This window comes from Neoluteolibacter marinus (assembly GCF_014904755.1).
GTDB lineage: Bacteria > Verrucomicrobiota > Verrucomicrobiia > Verrucomicrobiales > Akkermansiaceae > Haloferula > Haloferula marina.
The window spans coordinates 65,905-88,930 of record NZ_JACZFQ010000025.1 but is presented as its reverse complement, the minus strand read 5'-3'; the positions used below and the strand labels follow the sequence as shown (position 1 = coordinate 88,930).

Below are 23,026 nucleotides of genomic sequence, written 5' to 3'. Positions count from 1 at the left end.
GTCGCGACCGCGTCTCTTCAGGATGCGGTGCACCTTGTTCGTCGGAATTCTCCTCGCCGGCAACCCGCTCCGGGCGGCGGAGGTGAAGGTAAGCGATCGACCGGGCCTCGCTGCGGCGTTGCGCGGGATCGCGTCGGGCGACGTCTTGAAGATCGGGCCAGGGGAGTATGGCGGCGGTCACTTCGTGACGGGCATCGAAAACCTCACGGTTGAAGCGAGCGATCCGGACCAGCCGCCGGAGTTCACCGGTGGCAAGGAGGCCTGGCATTTCTCGAAGTGTCCCGGACTGACGCTGCGCAACCTGCGCTGCCGCGGCCAGAGCGGGAACGGCATTAACCTCGACGACGGCGGCAGGCGCGAACAGCCGGTGACCGGGGTAACAATCGAAGGCGTGGTGGTGGAGGACACGGGTCCGGTCGGGAATTTCGACGCCATCAAGTGCTCCGGCCTCGACGGGCTGATCATCCGCAGCTGCAAGATCCAGGGCTGGGGCGGCCAGGCGATCGACCTGGTTGGCTGTCACAAGGTCCTCATCACCGGCTGCTCGATCTCGGGCAAGCCCGGCTTTTCCCAGCACACCGGTCCGCAGTTCAAGGGCGGTTGCGAGGACGTCACCATCGAGAAGTGCCGCTTCAAGGATGCCGGCGAGCGGCCGATCCAGGCCGGCGGTTCGACCGGGCTCGATTTCTTCCGGCCGCCGGGAGCGAAGTACGAGGCACGCCGTATCGTCATCCGTGGCAACGTCATCGAGGGCGGCACCTGTGCCTGCGCCTTCACCGGGGTGGACGGGGCGGAGTTCACGGGCAACACGGTGAGGGGACCCGAAAAGTGGATTTTCCGGATGCTCCAGGAGACCCGGGAGCCGGGATTCGCACCGTGCCGGAACATTGTCGTGAAGGACAACTCCTTCCTCTTCGAGCGGGCGAAGGTGAAGTCTGAGATCAACATCGGTCCCGGGACCTCGCCGGAGACCAGCCGCTTCGAAGGCAACCGCTGGTTCGCGGCGGACCAGCCGGACCGGTCGGCGCCGGTGTTGCCCGTCGAGGAAAAGGACGGGACCTACGGCCGGCCGCCGCAACCGGCTCAGAGCGGTGACACGTCCACCGACACCTTCAGCGAGTGACTGGCACCGCCGACGGTGATGCCGCGCAAGGGGGAAACATCGCGGTAGTCACGGCCGGTCGCGACGGTGATGTGGCGTTCGCCGGGGCGGATGTTGTTGGTCGGGTCGAAGTCCAGCCAGCCTTCGCCGGGGACGAAGACCGAGACCCAGGCGTGGGAAGCGTCGGCACCGACGAGCTTCGGCTTGCCGGGGGGCGGCAGTGTTTCGAGGTAGCCGGAAACGTAGCGGGCCGGCAGGCCGATCGAGCGCAGCGCGGCGATCATCAGCTGGGCGAAGTCCTGGCAAACGCCGCGGCGGTTCTCCAGCACCTCGACCACGGGGGTCGCCACGGTGGTGAAATCGGGGTCGAACTTGAAGTCGCGGAAGATCCTCGAATTCAGGGCCGAGGTGGCCTCGAGGATGCAGCGCCCGGGGGTGAAGTCCTCGCGGGCGAAATCGGCGAGCGCCGGCAGCACGGGGATGAGCGGCGACGGCAGGGCGAAAGCGCGGGCATCGAGGGCGGCCGGGTCCTTCGAGGCGAGCAGGTTTTCCCGGACCTGCTCCCACGGCCCGCCGGCTTCGAAGGAGAACTGGCCGGACGACAGCACCTCGACCTCGCTCTCCGCGGCGATCACCAGCGCGGGGTGCGGCCGTTGGATCGAGAAGTAGTCGATGTGGTTGCCGAAGGAGTCGAGCCGGGTGCGGTGGAACTCCGGTTCGGGGTCGATGACGAGCTTCCAGCTCAGACACCGCTGCCCCGGGAGATCGAGCGGCCGCAGCCGTGCCTCGTTGTGGCACAGGTTGGCCGGCACATCGTAGCGGTAGGTGGTCCGGTGGCGGATGCGGTAGCGCATGGAACGTCGGAAGTGGGGGTCAACCGCGCAGGAAGTGCGGTCGTTCGGCGTGGCGGAAATAGGTCAGGGTCAGGGCCTCCGAGAGTTCGCCCAGCGACTTGCTCATCTGGTTGACGAACACATCCAGCCGCTGGCGCTTCCCGTTGGTGGTGGCGGCGAGCAGGGAGACATCGGCGAGCCGCAAGCGGCTGCCGGTTTCGACCAGGATGCGTTGTTCCGGGGTGAGCCTCGCTCCCTGGTCCTGGCGGGGGAGCCCCTCGATGTTCCCGGTCAGCCGCTGGATCTGATAGAGCAGGGAACGGGCGTTGTTGGGCTCCAGCAGCAGGAGCTCGAGGACCAGCTCGATCCGCGGGTGGGTGCGGTAGCGCTTGCGGTAGGTCACCAGGCTGTCGGATGCGGCGAGCACGGTTTCCATGACCAGGTGCTCTTCGGAGCTGGGCCGGCCTTCGACGAGAAAATTGCGGATGACGGCGAGCAGGAACTGGGCGCGCTCGATCCGCCGACCGGAGTCGAGCAGGCGCCAGCCGGCGTCGCGGGTCATGCTCTCCAGGTTCAGGCCGAGCAGGGCGGTGAGGTGCAGGATCAGGCGGTTCAGCGGGTCCGTGTAGTCGTCGAGCTCGTTGCACGACGGCAGGTCTTCCTCGACCCACTCCCGGATCACGGCCTCGATGACCCGCCACGAGTCGGGCGACCACAGATCGCGGACCGCGTAGGCGGCGTTCCGGAACGACCGCAGGTTGGCGGCGAGCGAACCCGGCCGGCGGGCGTCGGAAAGGAGCGAGATGACTTCTTCCTCGTCGCTGACCGCCGAGAATCGTTCCTCGGGGTGGATCGGCGCGGCATTGGTGATCCCGACCAGTCCGCTCATCAGGATCTCGCGGTGGCGGCTGAGCTGGTCCTCGTCGTCGCCGAATGCCTCGACGAAGCTGAGGACGGCCCGCCGGAGCAAGCGCGCGGATCCTTCCGCGCGCTCGGCGTAGCGACCGGTCCAGAAGAGATTCTCGCCGGAACGGCTCGGCACGTTGCGCGCATCGAGCTCGGTCTGCAATTGCTCCGATTCGCTCCAGAGGCTGACGAAAGGTTCCTGTTCGGTGCCCTGGACCCACGTGTCCTTGGAGGTGCCGCCGAGTTGGCTGGAAACCACCAGTGCGTCCTGCGAGCCGGCGATCCGGGTGAGGCCCCCGGGCATCACCATGTAGCGGCCGTCGGGGGTGGCGGTGACGAAGCCGCGCAGCACGCCGCGGCGGGCTTCGATGTCGCCGTTGTTCAGGCAAGGCTGGGTCGAGAAGCTGACCTGCTCCTGGCCGACGAAGGACTCCGGGCTGGCGAGGATGCGCTCGCGCAGGGCGGCGATCCCGGCGGCGTCCAAGCTGCCGCCGAACACCGTGCCGAAGGTCGGCGCGCGGTGGATCGACTTCACCACCAGGGTATTCAGCTTGGACAGCACCAGGTCCCGGGCCTTCTTCTCGCCGCACCACCAGGTGGCCGCGGCGGGCAGGATCAATTCCTCGCCGCGGAGGTGGCGGGCGATTCCCGGAAGGAACGACATCAGGCCGGGGTTCTCCAACACGCCGCTGCCGGGGTGGTTGACCACCGCGACGTTGCCGGCGCGCATGGCTTCCAGCAGGCCGGGCACCCCGAGCTGTGAGTCCTGCTTCAGCTCCAGCGGATCGCAGAACCAGGCGTCGACCCGGCGGACGATGACGTCGACCGGTTCCAGGCCGCCGAGCGAGCGCAGCCAGACGCAGCCGTCGCGCACCGTCAGGTCATCGCCCTGGACCAGGGCGTAGCCGAGATAGGAGGCGAGGAACGCGTGCTCGAAATAGGTTTCGTTCTGGGGACCAGGGGTGAGGATGACCACCCGCGGCTCGCGCGCGCCGGCACGGGCGGGGAAGGACTCGAGCGTTTCCCGCAGGGTGCGGAAGAATCCCGCGATCCGGCGCACCCCGGTGCGGTGGAACAGGCGCGGCATCGCGCGCGTCATCACGCCGCGGTTTTCCACCACGTAACCGCTCCCGGACGGTGCCTGGGTGCGGTCGTTGACCACCCACATCCGGCCGTCGGGCCCGCGGGCGAGGTCGGCCGCGTAGAGGATGAGCTGGCGCTTCGACGGCAGGCTCATGCCGTGGCAAGGCCGCAGGTAGCCGCGGTGGGCGTGGATCAGCTCGGGCGGCAGCCAGCCGCCGGAAATGAGCTTCTGGTCGCCGTGCAAGTCGCTGAGGACGTGGTCCATCAGCTCGGCGCGCTGGATCAATCCCGCCTCGATGGTCTTCCAGTCCTGCTCGGAAACCACCCACGGCAGGGCATCGAGTTGCCAGGTCCGGTGTTCGCCGCCGGGCGCGCCGTGGACGCTGTAGGTCACGCCGTTCTCCCGCAGCAGCCGGTGGATCTCGGCGGTGGTCGCGGCCGCCCGCTCGGGCGTCAGTCCGTCGAGCCACGAAGCGACGTGGGCCCACGACGGGTTCACCCGGCCGTCGGCACCGACCATTTCGTCCCAGACCCCGCGCGGATAGTGCGGTGGCAAGGGATTCCTCGGGGTGGTCGCGGCCGACATGGCTCCGGGTATGACCGGAACGGCCCGGTTTGGCAATGGTGGCGATGGCGGTGGCCCGAAGGCCCATGGATGAGGGGATCACCCGGGTAAATTCGCCGGCGACCATGAATCCGGCGGAGCTGCTGCGGGGAGTTGTAGGGTTGTTGTCGGGTGAATGCTCTTGAATGATGGAACGGGCGCTGTCTCGATCCCTTGCATCGCGGGTTCGGCGACAGACACCTTCATGATATCAGCGAAATACTTTCTGCGAACGCTTGTTGCCGCGACGGTCGGGCTTCCGGTCAGCAGGCCGTTTCTTCTGTTGCTGGCCGTGGTGCTGGCGATGTCCGCCCCGGCCCGGGCAATCTACTCGACGGAGTTCGGAGGCAAGTCCCTCGGGAAGGGATGGAGGGTCGGGAAAGTTGCGAAAGGGCAGGCGCGCATCAGCACCGAATTCCAGCCATACAGCTTTGATCATCATCTTGTTCTGGACTCGAAGCAACAGGGGGTGGCCTCGGTGGCGGAAGCCACGCTTCAATGGCCGCTCTCGAACTACTACGGGGTGACCCTCGGCTTTGCAGTCAAGAGCCTGGGCAATCAACCGGATGCCCCGCCGGAGGGGATCTTCGGGAAGGACCTGCGCCATTTTGACGGGGTATCGGTGAGCAATGACGGCAAGCACTGGATCAGCATCATGTCATTCGCCGATGTCGGACCAACGGCCCGGCGCTACTACCTTTCGCTGGACGAGGCCGCCGCCCGGTTGGGGGGCTTCGGCAAGAAATTCCGCATCCGTTTCTCCTGGTGCGGCGACGGTGTTGCGGGGACGGATGGGCTGGCGATCGATCAGGTGAGCCTTGAGGGAACCTGGGACGACCGGGTGAAGGTGGAGGTTCCGCCCGTGGTGCTGGAAGGGGATGGCCCGGTGGCAGTTCGCTTGACCCGTCGGCTGGTGACCAAGCAGGCGACCGTGATTTCGCTCAGCCAGTCACCGGCGGGAGTGCTGGTCATGCCCTCGACGGTGACATTTCCCCCGGGGGCCGCGGAAGTCGGGTTCGAGGTGTCGGCGGCGGACGACGGGGTGCTGGACCCGCACCGGAAGACCGTGATCCATGCATCGGTTTCGCGGGGAATTGTCGGCAGCAAGGCGGTCAGGGTCGGGGACGTCACGCCTTTGGAGCTGGCCATGGAGTTGCCCGGTTCCGTGGGGGAAGGTGGCGCGACGAAAGAGGGCCGTCTGTTGTTCAACCGTCCGCCGGACAGTGCATTGACCGTGACGCTGGAAGCGGATTCCGCAGAGATCGTGCTGCCGGCTTCGCTCGATCTGCCCTTTGGCGAGATGGAAGCCGCCTTCCCGGTGGCTGCCGCCGATGATTGGGAGATTGACGGGGACGTCGTGGTGCAGGTCGCGGCCGCTTATCCGGGCGGCGGAGCGACGGGCTCGCTGGTGGCGGTCGACGATGACGCCGCGGAGTTGCGCCTGACGCTTCCGGAGTCGATCACCGAAGGCTCCACCGTTGCTGGAAGCGTCCGTCTGGGTGCCGCAAGCGCGGGGCCGGTGACCGTGACCTTGGATGCGGGTCCCTTCCTTTCCGTGGAACCGGCGACCCTGGTGATTCCGGGGCCGCCCTACACGGCGGAGTTCGTCGTCCGCGCCGCGGATGACAGCGTGGCGGGGCCGGTGCACCATGATATGGTCCGGGCGACCGCGGCCGGATACGCGGCAGCTGAAAGTTCTCTCCGTCTGTTGGATGACGAACCGTCGTCATTCCGGATCGATGTCCTGGGGGACATGATGGTGCCGGGGCAGCCGTTCCCGGTGTCGATCCAAGCTCTCGACGCCGACGGCGAACCGCTCCAGACCGTGGGCGGATCGCTTCCGCTGGCGATGGTGTTCAGTGACGGGTCGATCCTTTCCGGGTCACCCTCCCTGGTGACCTTGCAAGACGGGGTCTGGCAAGGCGAGATCACGCCTCCATCCGGCGCGGGAACTCCCGTCGAACTGGTGGTGAAGCACTCCACCGGAGTGGAAGTGTCGAGGACCATGGATGCCGTCCGGACCTTGCCGTGGAAGGCGGCCGATCTGGCATACGACCCGGGGCGGGGCGTGATTTATGCGGCGATCCCGAAGCAGCAGCCGGAATATTCAAACACGATCCTCGCGATCGATCCGGCAAGCGGAGCCGTCACCGGATCGCTGGTCCTGGCGAATGATCCGCGCAAACTTGCGATCACCGGCGGTGGTGAATTCCTCTACGTCGCGCTGCAAGATAACGGCACGATTGCCCAGATCGACCTCGCCACATGGTCAGTGGTGAGAACCTTCGAGTTGGGACGGGATTTCTTCGGGAACCTGATCATCACCCGTGACATGTGCACGGCGGCGGGAAACCCGGATCTCCTGATCGTCACGCTTCGTGCGGCCCACACGACGGCAGCAGGCGGGGCGCGGGTATTCGAGCGGGGGGTTGGATTGCCGGAGCAAATTGAGATGTCGAGTGGAAGAACCATCCTGATCGAGCCTTCGGATGACCCCAACCGGTTTTTCTCGTATGATCCCGATAGCTCGGAATTCGGATTTGAATGGCTGGAGCTGACGGGGAATGGCATCCGCTTCGTGGAGCGCTACCAGGGTTTGTTTGCAAATTCGGTTATCGACGGCAGTTGGAGCATCGAGAGCGATATCGTGACCGACGGATCGCTGGTTTTCCACACGAACGGCCGCCGGGTGGACGGGCATTTGCCCCGCCGGTTGCAGGGCTTTCCCCTGGCCGGTCCGGTCCGGCCGGATCTCGCGGCCGGGCGCGTGTATTATCTCGTGCAAGCGGATTCTCCCTCGGACCATCGGTTCGATCGCTTGGCCGCTTGTGATCCACATAGTTCAGAAGTTCTCTTTCAACTCGCTTTCCCCGAATCCCACGACAAGCCGGGCAGCTTCATCCGCTGGGGCGGGACCGGACTCGCCTTCCGCAGCGACAAGGGGATCACCCTGTTCAACGGGTCCCGCTCGCTGCCCTCCGTGCAAGCCGTCGATCTCAGGGTGAACATCGATGCCCCGGCCGATCCGGTCGGCGTTGGAGAGCGATTCTCTATTGCCGTGGAGGTCGCCAATCCCGGTCCGGCGGTTGCGCCGGATAGCCGTTTGAACGTGGAGCTCATGGGGTGCGAGATCGAGGAGATCGATGCAGCGGGAATTCCCGTCGAGCAATCCGGCGCATCCCTGGTTTTCTCACCCGGCGACCTGGCTCCGGGATCGTCGAGGAGTATCGTTCTCACCGTGACGGGATCTTCCCCCGCATTGGCCGGATGTTCGGCGAGGGTGTTTGCCGCCAGCCGCGAGCAGACGCCCGGCGACAACGGCGATCGCGCGATGTGGATGATCGGATTCGACCAAGGGGCCTATTCCTTCAATCACCTCGAATTGCCGGTTTCCGATCTGTTGCACGATCCGACGCGCGGTTCGATCTGGCTTGGGCTTCGGGGCAGTGTGGGGGTGGGGTTGGGGAAAGCCGTGGTGCCGGTCGATCCGCTCACGGGCCGGGTGGGAGAACCGATCCCCTTGAACGCCGAACCGGCGAAACTGGCGATTTCGGAGAACGGGGATTATCTCTATGTCGCCCTTCTGGACCAGCCGGAGGTGAAGCGCATCCACCTTCCCTCGCAAAGGGTGGACCGGTCGATCCCGATGGGCAGCGGTCCGGAAGCAGCACGACTTTTTGCCGGCGACATGGAGGTCATCAAGGGGGATGGCCGGACACTGATGGTTGCCCGCTATGATCCGTCCATTCGGCCGGACCACAAGGGTGTCGCGGTCTACGACGACGAGGCGATGCGACCGAACGTGACCCAGGGACACATCGGTTCAAATCTCATCGAATCATCCGCTGATCCTGCCCTGTTCTTCGGTTACGACAACGCCAGCACCGAGTTTGGCTTCCGCCATCTGGAAGTGGATGCCACCGGGGTGAAAGAGGTGGAGGTGCGGCGCTATCTCGTCGGCGGTTTTGGCGGTGAGATCAAATCCGCGGGAGACAAGATTTTCGGCACCGGCGGCAGTGTTGTCGACGGCAGGCATTTCCAAGGGCTCGGTGCCTTCGGGAACAGCGGCCCGCTGGTTCCGGATGCCCCCACGGGGCGCGTCTACTTCGTTGATTATGCGACGACTTCCCAGACAGGCTTCGATGCCATTTCCGTTTGGGATTCGGAGAACTTCACGCACCAGTTCTCGGTATCGCTGCCGCATGGTTATACCTATCCGCGGAGTTTCATCCGCTGGGGTGCGAACGGACTGGCGTTCAGGACCGACAGCGCGGTTGCGATCTTTTCCGATCCCCAGCTGGTGCCTTCGGGGCCCGCGGCTGATCTTACGGTGTCCGTCGAGGCAACACCGGCCTCGGTGTCGGTGGGGGATGAAATCGTTTACCGGATCACGTTGGAGAATTCCGGTCCGGCCACCGCAACGGATTGCCTGGTATCAGTCGGCATTTCCGGTGCACAGGCGCTTGAGAGTGCCGGAGGGGTTCCGCATATCGAGTCCGACGGCTGGGTTTCATTTCTACCCGGGAAGCTGCAGCCGGGTGATTCGGTGGTCATGACCGTGGCCGCACGCGCCGAGTTCGCCGGAAGCGCGATTTGTTCGGCCACTGCCATTTCCTCGGCGGTCGACACCTCGGCTTCCGGCAATGCCGCCATGGCCGTGGTGCCGGTCGGCTTTGAAACGGAGGGCGATGCTCTGAACCGGATCGACCTCGCGACCGCCGGCCTGGCGGATGATCCGGAGCGCGGGCTGGTATGGGCCAGCGTTCCCTTTGCGGGTCCCGGCGCAGAGCGATTGATCGTATCGCTCGATCCGGAGAGCGGCAGGATCATCGACAAGATCCCGCTGCGAAACATGCCCGGTGAGCTTTCGATCGCGAAGAACGGCGCCTACCTCTACGCGGAGTTGCTCGATCGCAACGCGATCCAGCGCATCGATCTGGCGGTGAAGTCGCCGGATTTGCTCATCCCGCTCGGGAGCGGCCTGTATGCCGGGGACATCGAAGTCCTTGAGGGGGATGGCCGAAGCATCCTCGTCTCGTTGAAGCAATACAACGACAGCGTCGGTTACGGTGGCTTGGTGGTGTTCGATGACGACGTCAGGCGGCCCTCCGAAAGCGGGCCCAACCAGACGATTGCCAGCCGGATCGTTCCGTCGTCCGACTCCGAGCACTTCTACGGGGTTAATAGTGGGACAACCTGGGCGCATTTCAGCCGTCTTCGGGTGGACGAAAGCGGGGTGAGTATTTTGGACTCAACCGCCTCGCTGTTCTCGAACTTTCCTATCGACATCTGGTCTGCCGGCGACCTGGTGATCGGGAACCGCGGGGAGGTGGTCGATGGGCTTGTTGCGGAGGGGAAGGATCATTTCGATGCGACGGGTCTTGTCGTGCCTGCTTTCGACCTGAACCGGGTGTTTTTCCTCGAGCTCGGTACTATTGGCGGTAGTTCGCCGGGGAGCCGTATCAGTGCCCACGATGCAAGAATCCGCAGCAAGGTTCTCGATTTCCCTTTGCCGGAGAATCTCGGGCAAGCCGATGACTTCATCCGGGTCGGAGGGCGGCAGATGGCGTTCCGGGCGGACGGCTCGGTGTATTTCGTCCGTAGCAGCCAGCTGGTGCCATCGGGCCCCGAGGCGGATCTCGCCGTGACCGTTCAGGCCTATCCGGTGTCGCCGACGGTGGGAGAGCCGTTGAGCTACTCGATTGAGGTCACGAACCAGGGTGTCAACCCCGCGGAAGACCTTGTCATCGGGGCGATCCTGTCGCCCCATCAGTCGGTCACGGCGCTCCATGCGGAGAATGGCAGCCACGAGATCAACGGGCAACGGGTCCGGATCTCGCTCGAGGCATTGCCTGCAGGAGCGGCAAAGGTCTTGATCGTCGAGGCGACTCCTTTGTCGGCGGGTGCCTTGTCGGCGCAGGTCGGAGTGACTTCCGCGCACGTGGATCCTGATCTGGCGAACAACACCGCCTCGGTTTCGGTGACTGCTGGATTGGTTCCCGCCACGGATTCGGCTCGTCTACTCCGACAACAGGCCAACGACTTGATCGAAGATTCCACGCGCGGCGTCATCTGGATCAGTTCTTCGTCGGCTGCCGGGGACGGCTCCTTGCTTTCGGTCGATCCCCACACCGGCATAGTTTCCGGTCCGATGGCTGTCACCGGCAATCCGGGCACCCTGGCGATTTCGAAGAATGGCCGGTATCTCTACGCCGCCCTGACCAACCGGCCGGAGATCCACCGTTACGATCTCGATGGCAAGGTCCGGGACCTGGTGATTCCGCTTGGCGAAGATGGTCCTCGGCGGCAGTTCAGGGCGGGCGACATGGTGGTGCTGGAAGGTGACGGAACCAGCCTGCTCGTGGCCCGGAACGACGAGCTGTCCTGGCCGTCGTCGGGTCTCGTGGTTTACGATGGAGTCGAGCCGCGGTCGGTGGTGGTTTCCCGCGATGGGACGGGGGCGCGGATCGAAGCGTCGTCAGATCCCGCGGTGTTCTACCTTTTCAACCCTTCGTCTTATGCGAGGGGATTGCGCAAGGTCGTGGTCGATGACCTCGGGGTTTCTCTCCTGTCAGGTCCTGCGGCGTTCGGCGGCGATTACCTGGCCCGTGACATCCGCGCCGACGGCGATCTCGTGGTGAGCTCCAGTGGTAGGTTGGCAGATGGCGATGACATGACCCAGCTCGGTGTCTTCCCCGGTCTGCCCTCACCCTATCTTTCCTTGCCGTGGATCGATGCCTCCACCCGGCGCGCGTATTTCGGGGGATCCGGAGGGATCCGGGCATTCTCGACTGAAACCCTTGCCGATCTCGGCCTCGGTCCTTCGATCAGCGGGCTGGGGTTCCACGACGCCCGCAAGCTGATCCGATGGGGCACGGACGGGTTTGCCATGCTCGGGAAGCTGGCCACGGATCAATTCGAAGACCCGCCCGGCGGCATCATGCTTGTCCGCTGGAGCGCTGAACCGTACCCGTCCCGCGCACCCGTGACGGACACCTCACTTGCCGCCGGACCGTGGTCCCCGGATCCTTCGTCGGACCGTGACGGCGATGGCACCACCGACGTGTTCGAGCAACTCTTCGGAACCTCGCCCGACCAACCGGGACAATCGCCGCTTCGCATGGATTCGCCGTTGCCTTACGAGGATACCCTGCGGATCCGCTTCCCGCGGCTGGCTGGATTCTACACCCGTCCCTATCGCTATGGCATCAGCGACGACCTCAGCCGGTGGGAAGCGCCCGGCAGCGTGAGCGAGCGGGTGACCGGGGTGGTCGAAAGGGACGGCGTGAGGGTGGAGTTGATCGAGGCGGAGATCACGAAGCCGTCGCGGGGCAAGGGATTCATTCGCCTCGAATGGGCGGAGCCTCCCCCCTGAAATGCCTCGGCGCCAGGCGACCGCAGCGGGATTCTCCGACCCCAGACCTCGCGGGAGTTTCAGTCAGGGCTGCTTGTGCCTGAGCCGTTGTTGCCGTTCCTCGAATCGTTGTTTTGCCGCGGGATACTCCTTCATCGCTTCATCGAGCGTGAGCAGGCCGAGTACAAGGAAGATGGCGTACGATGCGAGGTTGCCTTGGATCACCGCCCGGCGGATGGCGCTCCGGTCGGCTTCCGGGAGGTGTCGGCACAAGGTGCGGCGCTCGATCCAGATCGAGCCGAGGCAGAAAGGCACCAGCAGGACGAGGGATCCGATGGCATGACCAACCCCGGTCCATTCCGTGGGTATCAAGCCGCCCCACATTGCCGATTGGATCGTGGAGCTTGTCACCAGCGGGTGGACTTCAATGCCGGCTCTCGCGGCGAGCCAGCTGACCGGTATCAGTCCGCCGATCCACAGGACCCAAGCCACCGGGATGCCGATGATGGTGGAATTCCAGTTGGCCCGGAGCGCCAGGAGGTAACTATCGGCGAACGGCTGCTTGAGGGCGCGCGTCAGGAAGAAGCCTTCGATGAGGCCAATGACCAGCAGCCCGATGGCGGTCGCCGCACTATGGGGTAGAAAGGATGGCAGGGCGACGTTCGCGAGCATCTTCGTGTGGCTATTTAGGAGGCTGTGCCGTGTCGGGTCGAGTGGCGTCTTGTCGACTGTCGCCTTGAACGGCTTTCGATCCCTGGGAGCGGATAACCATCAAGCCGCTCTTTTGGAGCTTCAGCGAAATCGGTGACGTCAGCTCGCCATGCCATTTCGGTGCGACGCCGTAGACCATGCCGTCATCGAAATGCCACTCCCATACGCCTGATGAAGAGTCCCGGAAAATGAATGCGGGGCCGAAGGCTTCAATCGCTTCGATATACGTTTTCGGCTTCTTGTCCCGAAGCTTGGCAGTCAGGATTATCGGAGTGCTTCCTATGTAAGCGGCAAATCTGCCGTCAATTGACACGACGCTGTATTCTTTGCTCCTCCGATGATCGGGAATCGCGAGGTCGTCAGCGGTGTACGACGCATCTGATAGAATCAGCATTGAAACTGCTGCAAATGTAACGGCCTTCATTTCTTGGGGCGCAGGTGGATTGACACTTCGCTCGTTGATTCCTGAGTTGGCGAGGTGCTTAGATGGTAGTGAAGAGCCTAGTTGGAGCGGTTCGAATGTGTCGAGGATCGACTGTGAATGGTTTCCTCGAGCTCAGAATGGGTGACTCTCGACGCTACAATGAATAGTTCAGTGGAGGAATGAGGGGTCTCTCCATGATTAAAGTTGTCAGCTCAGCTTGGCTTTAAACTATCGACCCCATGCATTGCAGGACCAGCACCGGCCTGGACTCCTCATCGCTGCGATCGAGATCGACGACGAGTTGAAGGCTCCAGTCGTTCAGTTCCTCCGGGTCGACCAGGATCTGCTCGTAGGTCCAGCGGCGCGGGTCGTCGTCGGTGATCCGGCTGTGCTTGGCGGCGCGGGCCTCGGGGTCGAGGCGGATGCGCTCGTGCTCCGCGAAGTAGCCGTCGAGAAGCTCCTCGATCCGTTGGGCCGTCCATGCCTCGCCCGCGGAATCGTTCGGTTCGACCTGGTCGAGGATGGCCGCCGTGTTCTCCTCGGCAAAGGCCTTCACCAGCGAGAAGACCGCATTCCGCAGGGCGCGGGTGAAGGCGGGGCGGTTGCGGGTGAAAGCGACGGACTTGCGCTCGGCGGCCGGCTTCTCGGACTCGGGGACGTAGTCCGGGTTGCGGAGCTTCTCCCACTCGTCCAGCAGGCTGGAGTCGACGTTGCGCAGGATGTCCTCCAGGTATTCCTCGGCCTCGACCAGTTCCTCGGTCTTGGCCATCGGCGGGACGGTCTGGGAGAGAACCTTGTAAACCTCCGATAGGTGTCGTAGCAGCACCGCCTCGCTGCGTTCGAGGCCGTAGGTCTTCACGTAGTCCTCGAACGACTGCCAGTTCTCGAACATCTCGCGGGCGATCGACTTCGGACGGACGTTCGCCTCTTTCATCCACGGTCGCTCGGCGACGAAGCGGTTGTAGGTATCGTAGATGAAGTCCTTGCCGGGCTTCGGCCACTCGACTTCCTCGAGCCGCTCCATCCGCTCCTCGTACTCGACGCCCTCGTTCTTCAGCCGTGCGATCAGCTCGCCCTTCAGCAGGTCGACCTGCTTGCGGAGGATGGCCTCCGGGTTCTCGAGGATGGCCTCGACCAGGGAGATTACATTGAGAGCGTAGTCCGGCGCCTCGCGGTCGAGCAGCGGCAGGGTGTCCAGCAGGTAAAGTCCCAGCGCCTGGTTCATCGAGAAGTCCTCCTGCAACTCGATGTTGAGCCGCACCTTGACCGGTCCCTTGCGTTCGGCGGGCGGGATGATGCGCAGGATGTCGCCCTCGACCAGACCGCGGAACAGCTGGAAGGCGCGGCGCTTCAGCGCCTTCTTTTTCGCGGGAGGCTCGTGGCTGTCGGCGATGAGCTTCCGCAGCGCGGCACAGCCGTCCTCGTGTTCGCGGCCGAGGACGTTGAGGAGCATCGAGTGCTGGACCTGGAGGCTGGAGACAAGCTTCTCCGGCGCGCCGTCGATCAGGCGGCGGTAGCTGTTCTCGTCCCAGTTGACGAAGCCCTTTTCGGGCGGCTTGCGTTTGACGAAGCTCTTCTTGCCGGAGGCCGCGGCCTTCTTCTCGAGCCGCAGGTTCTCGATCACATGCTCCGGTGCCTGGGCGACCACCGTGCCGCGGGTGTCGAAGCCGCGGCGTCCGGCACGGCCGGCGATTTGCTTGAAGTCGCGCACCGCGAGGGTCTTGGTACCGCTGCCGTCGTACTTGAACAGGCGGGTGAAGACCACGGTGCGGATTGGCACGTTGACGCCGACACCGAGGGTGTCGGTGCCGCAGATGACCTTGAGCAGGCCCTTCTGGGTGAGCTTCTCGACGAGGATGCGGTACTTCGGCAGCAGCCCCGCGTGGTGGATGCCGATCCCGTGCCGCAGCAGCTTCGAGACCTCCTTGCCATAAGGGCTGCGGAAGTTGGCGCCGTGAAGCATCTCCGCAATCTCCTTCTTCTCCTCCTTCGAGCAGAAGTTCGCGCTCATCAGGTTCTGCGACGTTTCCGCACAGGCGCGCTGGGTGAAATGGACCAGGTAAATCGGCGCGCGGTCCTGCTCGACCAGTTCGGTGATCTTCTCCTGCAACGGGGTTTCGCTGTAGTCGAAATCAAGCGGCACCGGCCGCTGCTCGGACTTCACCAGCACGGTCGGCGCGCCGGTCAGGTCGGTGAGGGTCTTTTCGAAGAAGGCGGTCTCGCCGAGGGTGGCGGACATCAGCAGGAAGCGCGCCTGCGGTAGGGTGAGCAGCGGGACCTGCCAGGCGAAGCCGCGCGACGCGTCCGAGTAATAGTGGAACTCGTCCATGATCACGTCGTCGACTGCGGCGCGGTCGCCCTCTCGCAGGGCGAGGTTGGCGAGGATTTCGGCGGTGCAGCAGATGACCGGGGCACCGGGGTTGACGGTGGCGTCGCCGGTGATCATGCCAACGTTTTCCGGGCCGAAGAACTTGCACAACGAGAGGAACTTCTCGTTGGCCAGCGCCTTGATCGGCACGGTGTAGTAGGACCGGCGCTTCTGGCAGACCGACTTGAACTGGAGGGCCATGGCCACCAGCGATTTTCCGGAGCCGGTCGGGGTGTTGAGAATGACGTTGTTGCCGGCGAAGAGTTCGAGGATCGCCTGCTCCTGGTGATCGTAGGGTTCGACCCCGGTCTCGACGAGGTGGTCGAGGAACGCGCTCAGGATTTCATCGGAGGACGAAGGATCGGCGAGCTTGGCGGGGTCGAGCGGCATGGGCGGGCGCATCGTGGCCGGGCGGGCATGCAGGGGCGAGGGTTTATTGGAGGCGCTGGTCGAGGAGTGCTTGCGGGATCCTGCGGAATGCGGCTGAATGGGTGGCTGAATGGCGAAGAACCCTGCTTGGTATCCGTTCGGCCCGGGAGGCCGCCGGTGGATCGGAAAATGGATCCTGCTGGTCGGGATGGGACTGCTCCCGGCGACGGCTCCGGCCCATCTCGCGGCACCCGGGGTGATGGAGGACGCCGAGCGGGAACGGCATTTCCGCGAGGCGACGGCCCTGCCCGGGGCCCGGCAGTTTGGGGTTGGCTGTGCCTTCTTTGCCAATGTGCCGGCTCTCACCTACGTCAGCGGGATCCACGTGGCCGACCGGTCGCCGGAATCGCGGGCGTTCATCACCAGCGTCTACGGGCTGAGGCGGGGCGACTTCCTGCTGCACCGCGCCTTCGACAAGCAGATCTTTTACGAGCTGTTCGGGATGAAGGCGCGCGGCACAACGGTTTACTACCCGGATGCGGCCAACAAGGAACTGATCACCCGGGCGGGCAAGATGATCACGGGGGTCTTCGAGGATGCCCTGAATCGCGGTGAGTTCATCTCGTTGCGGGTCTACGGGGAGCTCGGCATGCCCCACAATGTCCTGCTCGTGGCGCACCGCGACGGACGCTATCTGGTGCACGATCCCACCACCGGTTCGATCCGGACCCTGGGCTTGCCGGGTCTCGCGTCGCGGATGCTGACGGAGTCGAAGAAGGGAACGCGGAACAAAAAGCGGTATTTCTCCAGCTACCACCGCGTGACGTTGGAGCGAAACGGGGTGCCATCGATGAAGCCCCTGTCGCTCGGGCAATTGCCGGAGGCCCTCGAGCTGCGATTGGCGGCGGGGCAGTTGAAGGCGGTCGCGGAGAGCCTCAAGCCGAAGGGAGATCCGGCCCCCGGAGGGATGGATGCCCTGGCAAAGGCGTATCCGGCGATCGATTTCGCGGTTCTTGAAAAGGAAACCAAGGGAGGCACGACCTTGGTGAGCGTGATCGACAAGGAGTTGCCGGCGGCGGACCTGAAGGGCTTGGCGCAGATTTCAAAGCTGGCGGTCAACAGCTACCAGATTGGTTCCAGGGACTTGCTCCCGGTGTGGTTCGACGGCAGCCAACCGCGGGTGGTCATCGGCTACGCGGCGGCGGCTGGCGAGACCGGGCCCGCCTTGGTGCTTCACGATGGCCTGCAAAAGCAGGTCTTGCCCCTGGTCGAAGCCCTCAAGGCGATCAAGCGGTCCGGGCCGGTGTTCGGCTACGTGTCGGTGCCGCGCAAGTGATGCCCGCGTTACCAGGGGTCGTCGTATTCTCCCTCCGGCAGCTTGGGGCGCGGGGCCGGCGGGGCGGGGCGGAGATAGGGGGAATTGCGGCGGTCCTGCACGAAGATCAACAAACCGGCGAGTGCCAAGCCCAGCAGCTGGGCACCGCGCATCCAGAGTTGGGTCTTGGGGCTCGCGGGGGTGAGGGCGATATCCGCCACCCAGATGTGGCGGTTGGGAGCGCGGAGCGGCTCGCCGGGAGGATTGTAGTAGCCAATCTTGGGGGCGAGATCCCTGAACATCGTCCACCGGCGGGAGAAATCTTCTCCGGAGACCAAGGCGGTCGCCCTTTCATCGCCACGGGACGCTTGGTCGATGGCTGCGAGAAAATCGACGTAGCCGGCCCGGACCGCCTCCTCCTGGAGCATGTTTTCAAGGGTCTGCAGGGAATAGATGTCCTGGAGTTCCGCGTCGGAGTATGGCGCCATGGCGATGCCCTTGGCTGCCATTTCCTTTTCCCGCTGCGGCGAGTCGAGACCGACGGCAATGGAAGTCGCGATTATCTGTGCCTCTTTCGGGTCGTCGTGGAGGACATCGATGGTCACGCCGTCATCCCCGGACCTCAGCTTCACGGCCTTGGCGACAATCCCGCAGGCTTCCTGGAAGCTGATTCCTCGGCGTTTCTCGAGGTCGAGTTCCCGCACGGTGAAGGCGGCGCGGAGCGGGGTGATCGTCTTGGCGTGGGAGCGATGTTCGATGGCTTCCACCTTGGCGCGGCCGAGGTATTTGATCGGGATCATGGACAGAACGGCCCAGGCAACGAAGGTCCCGAAGATCCATCCGCAGCTCGCGATAAAGATCAACCGCCAGGGAGACAGGGGATGTCGCGTGCCGGGTTCTTCCATCAACTGGAAGACATCAAGGATCCGCGCCGCGATCAATCCGCAATCCACGACAGCAAGGAGCCGACGATGGTGAGGATGTCGATCCCGTCGAGCGTGCCGTCCCTACCGCTCTCGGTGGTGACCAAGGGCGGCCCCTTGCGGTCCTCGTGCGGCGATGTGACAAGGCGCTTCGCCCGTTCGGCCTCGTTCTGTTGATAGATGAGTTTTCCTCCGGCCCGCCACCATTCGGTGAGGCGGCGCAGCTCGCTGCCTTCCAGCCACACGCCGTGGGTGCCGCAGCGGTCGAGGATGACCCCGCTCTGGCCGCCGAAGTTGAGGTGGCTCATCCGCTCCGCGCACATCGGGCACTTGCGGTAGATCACCTCGTGGTTGTGGCCGTAATCGGTGGCGATCTGCTTGAGCTGCACGGGGTCGAGCCAGACCAGCGGATTGGTCTGTGCGTCGAGCAGCGCCTCGAGCTCACCCGGATTGAAAAAGGTCCCGTAGCAGGTTTGGCAACGCTCGATTCGGACGGGGGGGTCCGTGTCGAATTCGATCACGCCAAGGGGAGTTTCGCACTGCGGGCAGGGCAGGGAATGGTCGGCACCGAGATCGCGGAAATGGATTTGCCGGAGATTGACGTCCTGCCGGACGCCGCAAAAGGGACAGAAGGTCATGGTGCCCTCGAGGCGACCGCTGCAGCTGGTGCACTTCATGGCGGATGGTCTAACGCGATTCCTCGGACGGCGCGATGTTTGAGTCGGCTGCGGGTGAATACCGCGCCCTCAATCGCGGTCGGCGACGAACAGGGTGTGGGTGAATTTCTTTGCCTGGGGGTAGGCCTTGGCGCCGACGCACTCGACCTTCTTGAAGCTGCGCTCGAGGGATCGGGCGAATGCGCGGTCACGGTTGGCGGACCAATAGACGACGCGGCCGCCCGGGTGGAGGGCCGACTTGACCCGTGATATCCCGCCGCGGTCGTAGAGCCGGGCATTGCCCCTTTGCACCAGCGGGTCGGGGCTGTTGTCGACGTCGAGCAGGATGGCGTGATAGCGGCCGCTGCCGAGCAGGTCATGGACGTCGCGAAGATGCACCGTGACGCGCGGATCGTCGAGCAGGGTGCCGTTGACGGAGGCGAGGTGCTCGCGGTTCCAGTCGATGACTTCCTGCAGCAGTTCCGCCACCTCGACGACGGCGTCGGGCGGGCAGAGCTCGAGCACTCGCTTCAGGGTGAAGCCGAAACCCAGCCCGCCGATGAGGATCCGCGGCCGCGCGGGCATGGCGGCGCAAGCGAGCTCGGCCATGGTTTGCTCGGAAGCGGAGGCGGTCGTGCTCATGAGCTGCACCCCGCCGATCTTCAGGAAATACTGGCCGTCGTGCTCCTGCAGGACCATCAGGGCGCCGTCGGGCGTGTGGCAGGAAGCGAGCGTGGTGGTGACTTTCATCCGCCGCCGGTATCGCCGGTGAACAGGGAACTGTCGACCCAAAGGCGGCCGGCGCGAGGTGGTGCTTGATTTCGCGGCCGGTCCCGCGAGCCTGCTGGCGGCCATGAACGCTGAAGCCTCCGCTCCCCGTTTGCGCTCGCTCGATGCCCTGCGCGGATTCGACATGCTGTGGATCATCGGACTCGCCGGCCTGTTCCGGGCGATCGCCGAAGTGACCGACATCGGATGGCTCGAAGCGTGGGCGGTCCAGCTCCATCACGTGGACTGGGTCGGCCTGCGGGCCTACGACCTGATCTTCCCGCTGTTCATGTTCCTTTCCGGGATGTCGGTTCCCTATGCGGTCGGCAAGAAACTCGAGCGCGGAGCGACCAGGATGGCGCTGCTGGCGGGTGTCTGGAAGCGGGCGCTGATCTTGGTTCTGCTGGGAATCATCTACAATGGCGGCCTTGCGTTCGAGTTCGCCACCCAGCGCTACGCCAGCGTGCTCGGCCAGATCGGTCTCGCCTACGGGATCGCGGCCAGCGTGTTCATCTGCCTGCGGTCATGGAAAGCCCGCGCCGCCTGGTGCGCGGGCACCTTGTTGGGAATCGCCGTCCTGCAGTTGCTGGTGCCGGTGCCCGGCCACGGGGCCGGAGTCCTGACCGAGGAGGGAATCGTCAACGCGTGGCTCGACCGCTGCCTGCTGCCCGGCCGGCTCCACGGGGTGGTGTTCGATCCGGAGGGATTGTTGTGCATTGTTTCCGCCTCCGCCCTGACCTTGGGCGGGATCCTGACCGGCAACTACGTGCGCGGCTGGGGCCAGCCGTCGCTGAGCGTGGCGAGCCGGCTGTTGATCATCGGCGGCGTCCTGATCGTTGCCGGCTGGCTTTGCTGGAAGGCGGGCTACCCGCCGATCAAGTCGGCCTGGACCACGACCTTCAATCTCCTCGCCGGGGGCATCTGCCTGTGGCTGTTCGTCATCTTCCACGTGCTGATCGATTTCCGCGATCGGCCCGATTGGAGTTTTCCCCTGCAGGTGGTGGGCATGAACCCGCTCACGATCTATCTTGCCGCGGCAATCGTTTCCTTCCCGGAGATCTCCACGTTTTTCTTCGGTGGCCTTGCCCGGCTCAGCGGGGCCTGGGAAGACGTCGTGATCGCCGCCGGGGTGCTGCTGGTCGAGTGGCTGCTGCTCTGGTTCCTTTGGCGGAAAAAGGCGTTCCTGCGGGTGTGATCAGCGCGCCGCCTCCTGGAAGGCCTTGCGGACATCCGAGGCGTCGGAGTTGGGGAAGTTCGAGCGCTGGACCATCAGCAGGTAGATCCGCTCCTTGACGGGATCGATCCACACCTGCGTGCCGTAGGCTCCGCCATGGCCGAAGGATCCCGGTGAGAGCGCCGCGCTGACTCCTTGGGGTTCGCGGACCACGCACCACCCGAGGCCCCAGCCGTTGCCAGGCGTGAAGCCGGTCACCAGGTCGCCGCTCTGCACGCCGGTCATCTGTTTCACCGACGCTTCTTTCAGGTAACGCCGTCCGTCGAGCTCGCCGCCATTGAGGATCATCCGGGCGAATTTCACGTAGTCGCCCGCGGTCGAGAAGAGGCCGCCGTTCGCCCGCGGATAGCGGTCACGGCTGCTGATCGGCTTGTTGCCGAGGAACAGGAGTCCCGCCTTCTCCAGATCGCCGGTGCCGGTGCGGGCATAGGAGGTGGCGATCCGCTTCACCTGGTCCGGGGTCGGGTAGAACGTCGTGTCGGTCATGCCGAGCGGCTGGAACAGGTGCTTGTCGAGGAAGTCGGGTAACGATTCGCCGGAGACGACCTCGACCACCCGTGCGGCGGTGTTGATGCCGGTCTGGCAATACTGCCACTTGCTGCCGGGCGCGAACTGCACCGGCTTGGCGGCGATCATCGGCATCAGTTCCGCGAGGGTTTTGACATCGCCGGATTCTTCGGCCGACACCTCGCTCAAGCCGGCACTGTGGGTGAGGCATTGCTTGATGGTCACCTCCACCGGGTGGCCGGCGGCGTCCTTGAGGCCCTTGAACTCGGGAATGAACTTCGACACCGGGTCGTCCACGGAAAGCTTCCCGGCCTCCTGCATCATCATCACCACGGTGCCGGTGACCGGCTTGGTCATCGAGGCGATCCAGAACATCGCATCCTCCTTCATCGGGGTCGTGTCCCCGATGTCGGCCAGCCCATTGGCGGCCAGATGAAGCGTCTTTTCCTTGTTGGCGACGAGAGTCACCGATCCGGCGATCTCCTTGGCCCCGATGGCTTCCTTCATCGCCGTCTCGACCGCGGGGATCGTCGGGGGTTCGGCGGCAAGGGTGGCGGCGGTCAGGCAGCTGAGAAGGAGCGCGGGTTTCATCGCCCGCAGGCTAGCCCGGCGCGGCGGCCAGGCAAGCCGGCTCACGCTTCGCCGAGCCATTTCACGGCATCGATCAACGGCTCCGAACAAAGCTTCCGCTTGCGGCCGTCGGCCTCGATGAGGTGCAGGTTCTTGCCGTCGCTCCAGGCGACCCTGCCGTCGGTGGACAGGTCGTAGCAAAGGACGTGCTTCGCCAGCGTCTCCTCGCTGCCGTCCGGGGCGCGTTTCACCAGCACCCAGTCGGCCGGGGCGAGGGCGCCGTCGGGAGCCCCGGTCTGGCTGGCTTTCTGGACGTCGATCATCCGGCCGTGGATCCACATCCGCACGGGCTCCGGGCCATTCGCCTTCGGTCCGCCCGCAGTGGTGAGGGGCTTCTTGCTGACGATCTGGGAGAAGATCTGGAAGAAATCGACCAGGGCCCGGATCATCCGGAAGGGGAACAGCACCGTGTCCTTCAAGGTCTGCCAGGCCGAGGGACGGACGCCCTCCGGGCCCTCGTAATCACGACGGATATAGTAGAGGTTGCCCGCCGTGTCGTGGCGCGGAGCGAGCAGGTCATGGGCCGGGCTTTCCGCGATGGTTTCCAAATCGCCGCTCTTGAGGTCGAGCCGGTGGATGCCGTAGGGCCCGAGCCCGCGGATGTAGCCCTTCGGGTCGCGCGAAAGGCCGGCGGAGTGATAGAGAAGCACTTCGTCCGACCCATGGGCCCAGGAGGGGGCGGCATCGATCGAGTCTCCCTCGGTGACCGGGCGGGCGTTGCGGCCATCGGGATCCAGCACCGCCAGGTTCGAGACGCCGTCGTCGCCGAAGCGGCAGGCAATGCGCCCGTCGCGCGGATGGCGGTCGAACTCGGAGACGTGGAAGCGTTCGCGGTGAAAGACCCGGCGCTCGTAGCTTTCGGAGAAGTCGTATTCGAGCACCGCACCGACGATGCCGGTCCAGAGCGCGTAGACCATCGAACCCGGCGATTCGCCGCCGGCAACCGCGACAATCCGCGGACGCGAGGACGGGCCTGCATTGCCGCGGCTGCCCCACAGGCTGGACCGGTTGAACATCCCCGCGCCGGCATCCTCTTCGCCGCGCAACCACGAGTTTTTCTCGGCCGAACGCTGCTCGCGGCGTTCGATGTCCGCGGCGAACTCGCACTCGTGGCGCCGGGGGACACCGTCGGTTCCGGTCAACAGGAGGCGGCCGTCGGCGATCAATGCGATGCGGTCATTCATGGGGTGCAGCCATGCTCTAACACGCCGGGCGATCCAAGAAACGCGGAAAAGCCGG

General features: G+C 64.8%; 14 protein-coding genes. 4 read left to right on the top strand and 10 right to left on the bottom strand.

The genetic code is table 11. The features are described 5' to 3' along the window. The first annotated feature begins 34 nt into the window (after positions 1-34). Positions 35-1,123 (top strand): right-handed parallel beta-helix repeat-containing protein, encoded by a 1,089-nt coding sequence (locus IG178_RS07400; RefSeq protein WP_193211897.1) that lies wholly within the window; start codon positions 35-37, stop codon positions 1,121-1,123. Here the strand turns inward: IG178_RS07400 and IG178_RS07395 are convergent. After that, positions 1,084-1,956, bottom strand: a complete 873-nt coding sequence (locus tag IG178_RS07395) for a transglutaminase family protein (protein WP_193211896.1) — start codon at positions 1,954-1,956, stop codon at positions 1,084-1,086. The two genes, IG178_RS07400 and IG178_RS07395, sit on opposite strands and share 40 nt — an antisense overlap. 19 nt (positions 1,957-1,975) lie before the next feature. Next, the gene (locus tag IG178_RS07390; protein WP_193211895.1) at positions 1,976-4,510 is read right to left on the bottom strand and encodes a circularly permuted type 2 ATP-grasp protein; all 2,535 of its coding nucleotides are present in this window, start codon (positions 4,508-4,510) and stop codon (positions 1,976-1,978) included. A 223-nt stretch (positions 4,511-4,733) separates the two neighbouring features. On the opposite strand from IG178_RS07390, the gene IG178_RS07385 reads away from it, so the two are divergent. Then, positions 4,734-11,903 (top strand): DUF11 domain-containing protein, encoded by a 7,170-nt coding sequence (locus tag IG178_RS07385; RefSeq protein ID WP_193211894.1) that lies wholly within the window; start codon positions 4,734-4,736, stop codon positions 11,901-11,903. Between the two features lie 63 nt (positions 11,904-11,966). Here the strand turns inward: IG178_RS07385 and IG178_RS07380 are convergent, their stop codons facing one another. From IG178_RS07380 to IG178_RS07370, 3 genes are all read right to left on the bottom strand, one after another. Further along, positions 11,967-12,554: a hypothetical protein gene (locus IG178_RS07380; protein WP_193211893.1), complete on the bottom strand. Its 588-nt coding sequence runs from the start codon at positions 12,552-12,554 to the stop codon at positions 11,967-11,969. Positions 12,555-12,564: 10 nt separating this feature from the next. Next, the gene (locus IG178_RS07375; RefSeq protein WP_193211892.1) at positions 12,565-13,017 is read right to left on the bottom strand and encodes a hypothetical protein; all 453 of its coding nucleotides are present in this window, start codon (positions 13,015-13,017) and stop codon (positions 12,565-12,567) included. A 223-nt stretch (positions 13,018-13,240) separates the two neighbouring features. Beyond that, the gene (locus tag IG178_RS07370; RefSeq protein ID WP_226895089.1) at positions 13,241-15,775 is read right to left on the bottom strand and encodes a DEAD/DEAH box helicase; all 2,535 of its coding nucleotides are present in this window, start codon (positions 15,773-15,775) and stop codon (positions 13,241-13,243) included. A gap of 109 nt (positions 15,776-15,884) precedes the next feature. On the opposite strand from IG178_RS07370, the gene IG178_RS07365 reads away from it, so the two are divergent. After that, positions 15,885-17,090, top strand: a complete 1,206-nt coding sequence (locus IG178_RS07365; protein WP_193211890.1) for a hypothetical protein — start codon at positions 15,885-15,887, stop codon at positions 17,088-17,090. 8 nt (positions 17,091-17,098) lie between these two features. On the opposite strand, the gene IG178_RS07360 is transcribed toward IG178_RS07365, so the two are convergent. The 3 genes from IG178_RS07360 to IG178_RS07350 all read right to left on the bottom strand — a co-directional run bounded on the left by IG178_RS07360 (position 17,099) and on the right by IG178_RS07350 (position 19,398). Continuing rightward, positions 17,099-17,869 (bottom strand): hypothetical protein, encoded by a 771-nt coding sequence (locus IG178_RS07360; protein ID WP_193211889.1) that lies wholly within the window; start codon positions 17,867-17,869, stop codon positions 17,099-17,101. A 137-nt stretch (positions 17,870-18,006) separates the two neighbouring features. Beyond that, on the bottom strand, positions 18,007-18,669 hold the full coding sequence (locus IG178_RS07355; protein ID WP_193211888.1) for a zf-TFIIB domain-containing protein: 663 nt from the start codon (positions 18,667-18,669) through the stop codon (positions 18,007-18,009). Positions 18,670-18,738: 69 nt separating this feature from the next. Next, entirely contained in the window at positions 18,739-19,398 is a 660-nt protein-coding gene (locus tag IG178_RS07350; RefSeq protein WP_226895087.1) for a spermidine synthase family protein, read from the bottom strand. Between the two features lie 103 nt (positions 19,399-19,501). Here IG178_RS07350 and IG178_RS07345 point away from each other — a divergent pair, with 103 nt between their 5' ends. Then, positions 19,502-20,611, top strand: a complete 1,110-nt coding sequence (locus IG178_RS07345; RefSeq protein WP_193211887.1) for an acyltransferase family protein — start codon at positions 19,502-19,504, stop codon at positions 20,609-20,611. On the opposite strand, the gene IG178_RS07340 is transcribed toward IG178_RS07345, so the two are convergent. Together IG178_RS07340 and IG178_RS07335 are read right to left on the bottom strand one after the other, a co-directional pair. Next, positions 20,612-21,748, bottom strand: coding sequence for a serine hydrolase domain-containing protein (locus IG178_RS07340; protein WP_193211886.1), 1,137 nt, complete (start codon positions 21,746-21,748; stop codon positions 20,612-20,614). Between the two features lie 41 nt (positions 21,749-21,789). Further along, the gene (locus IG178_RS07335) at positions 21,790-22,971 is read right to left on the bottom strand and encodes a TolB-like translocation protein (RefSeq protein ID WP_193211885.1); all 1,182 of its coding nucleotides are present in this window, start codon (positions 22,969-22,971) and stop codon (positions 21,790-21,792) included. Positions 22,972-23,026: the final 55 nt, after the last annotated feature.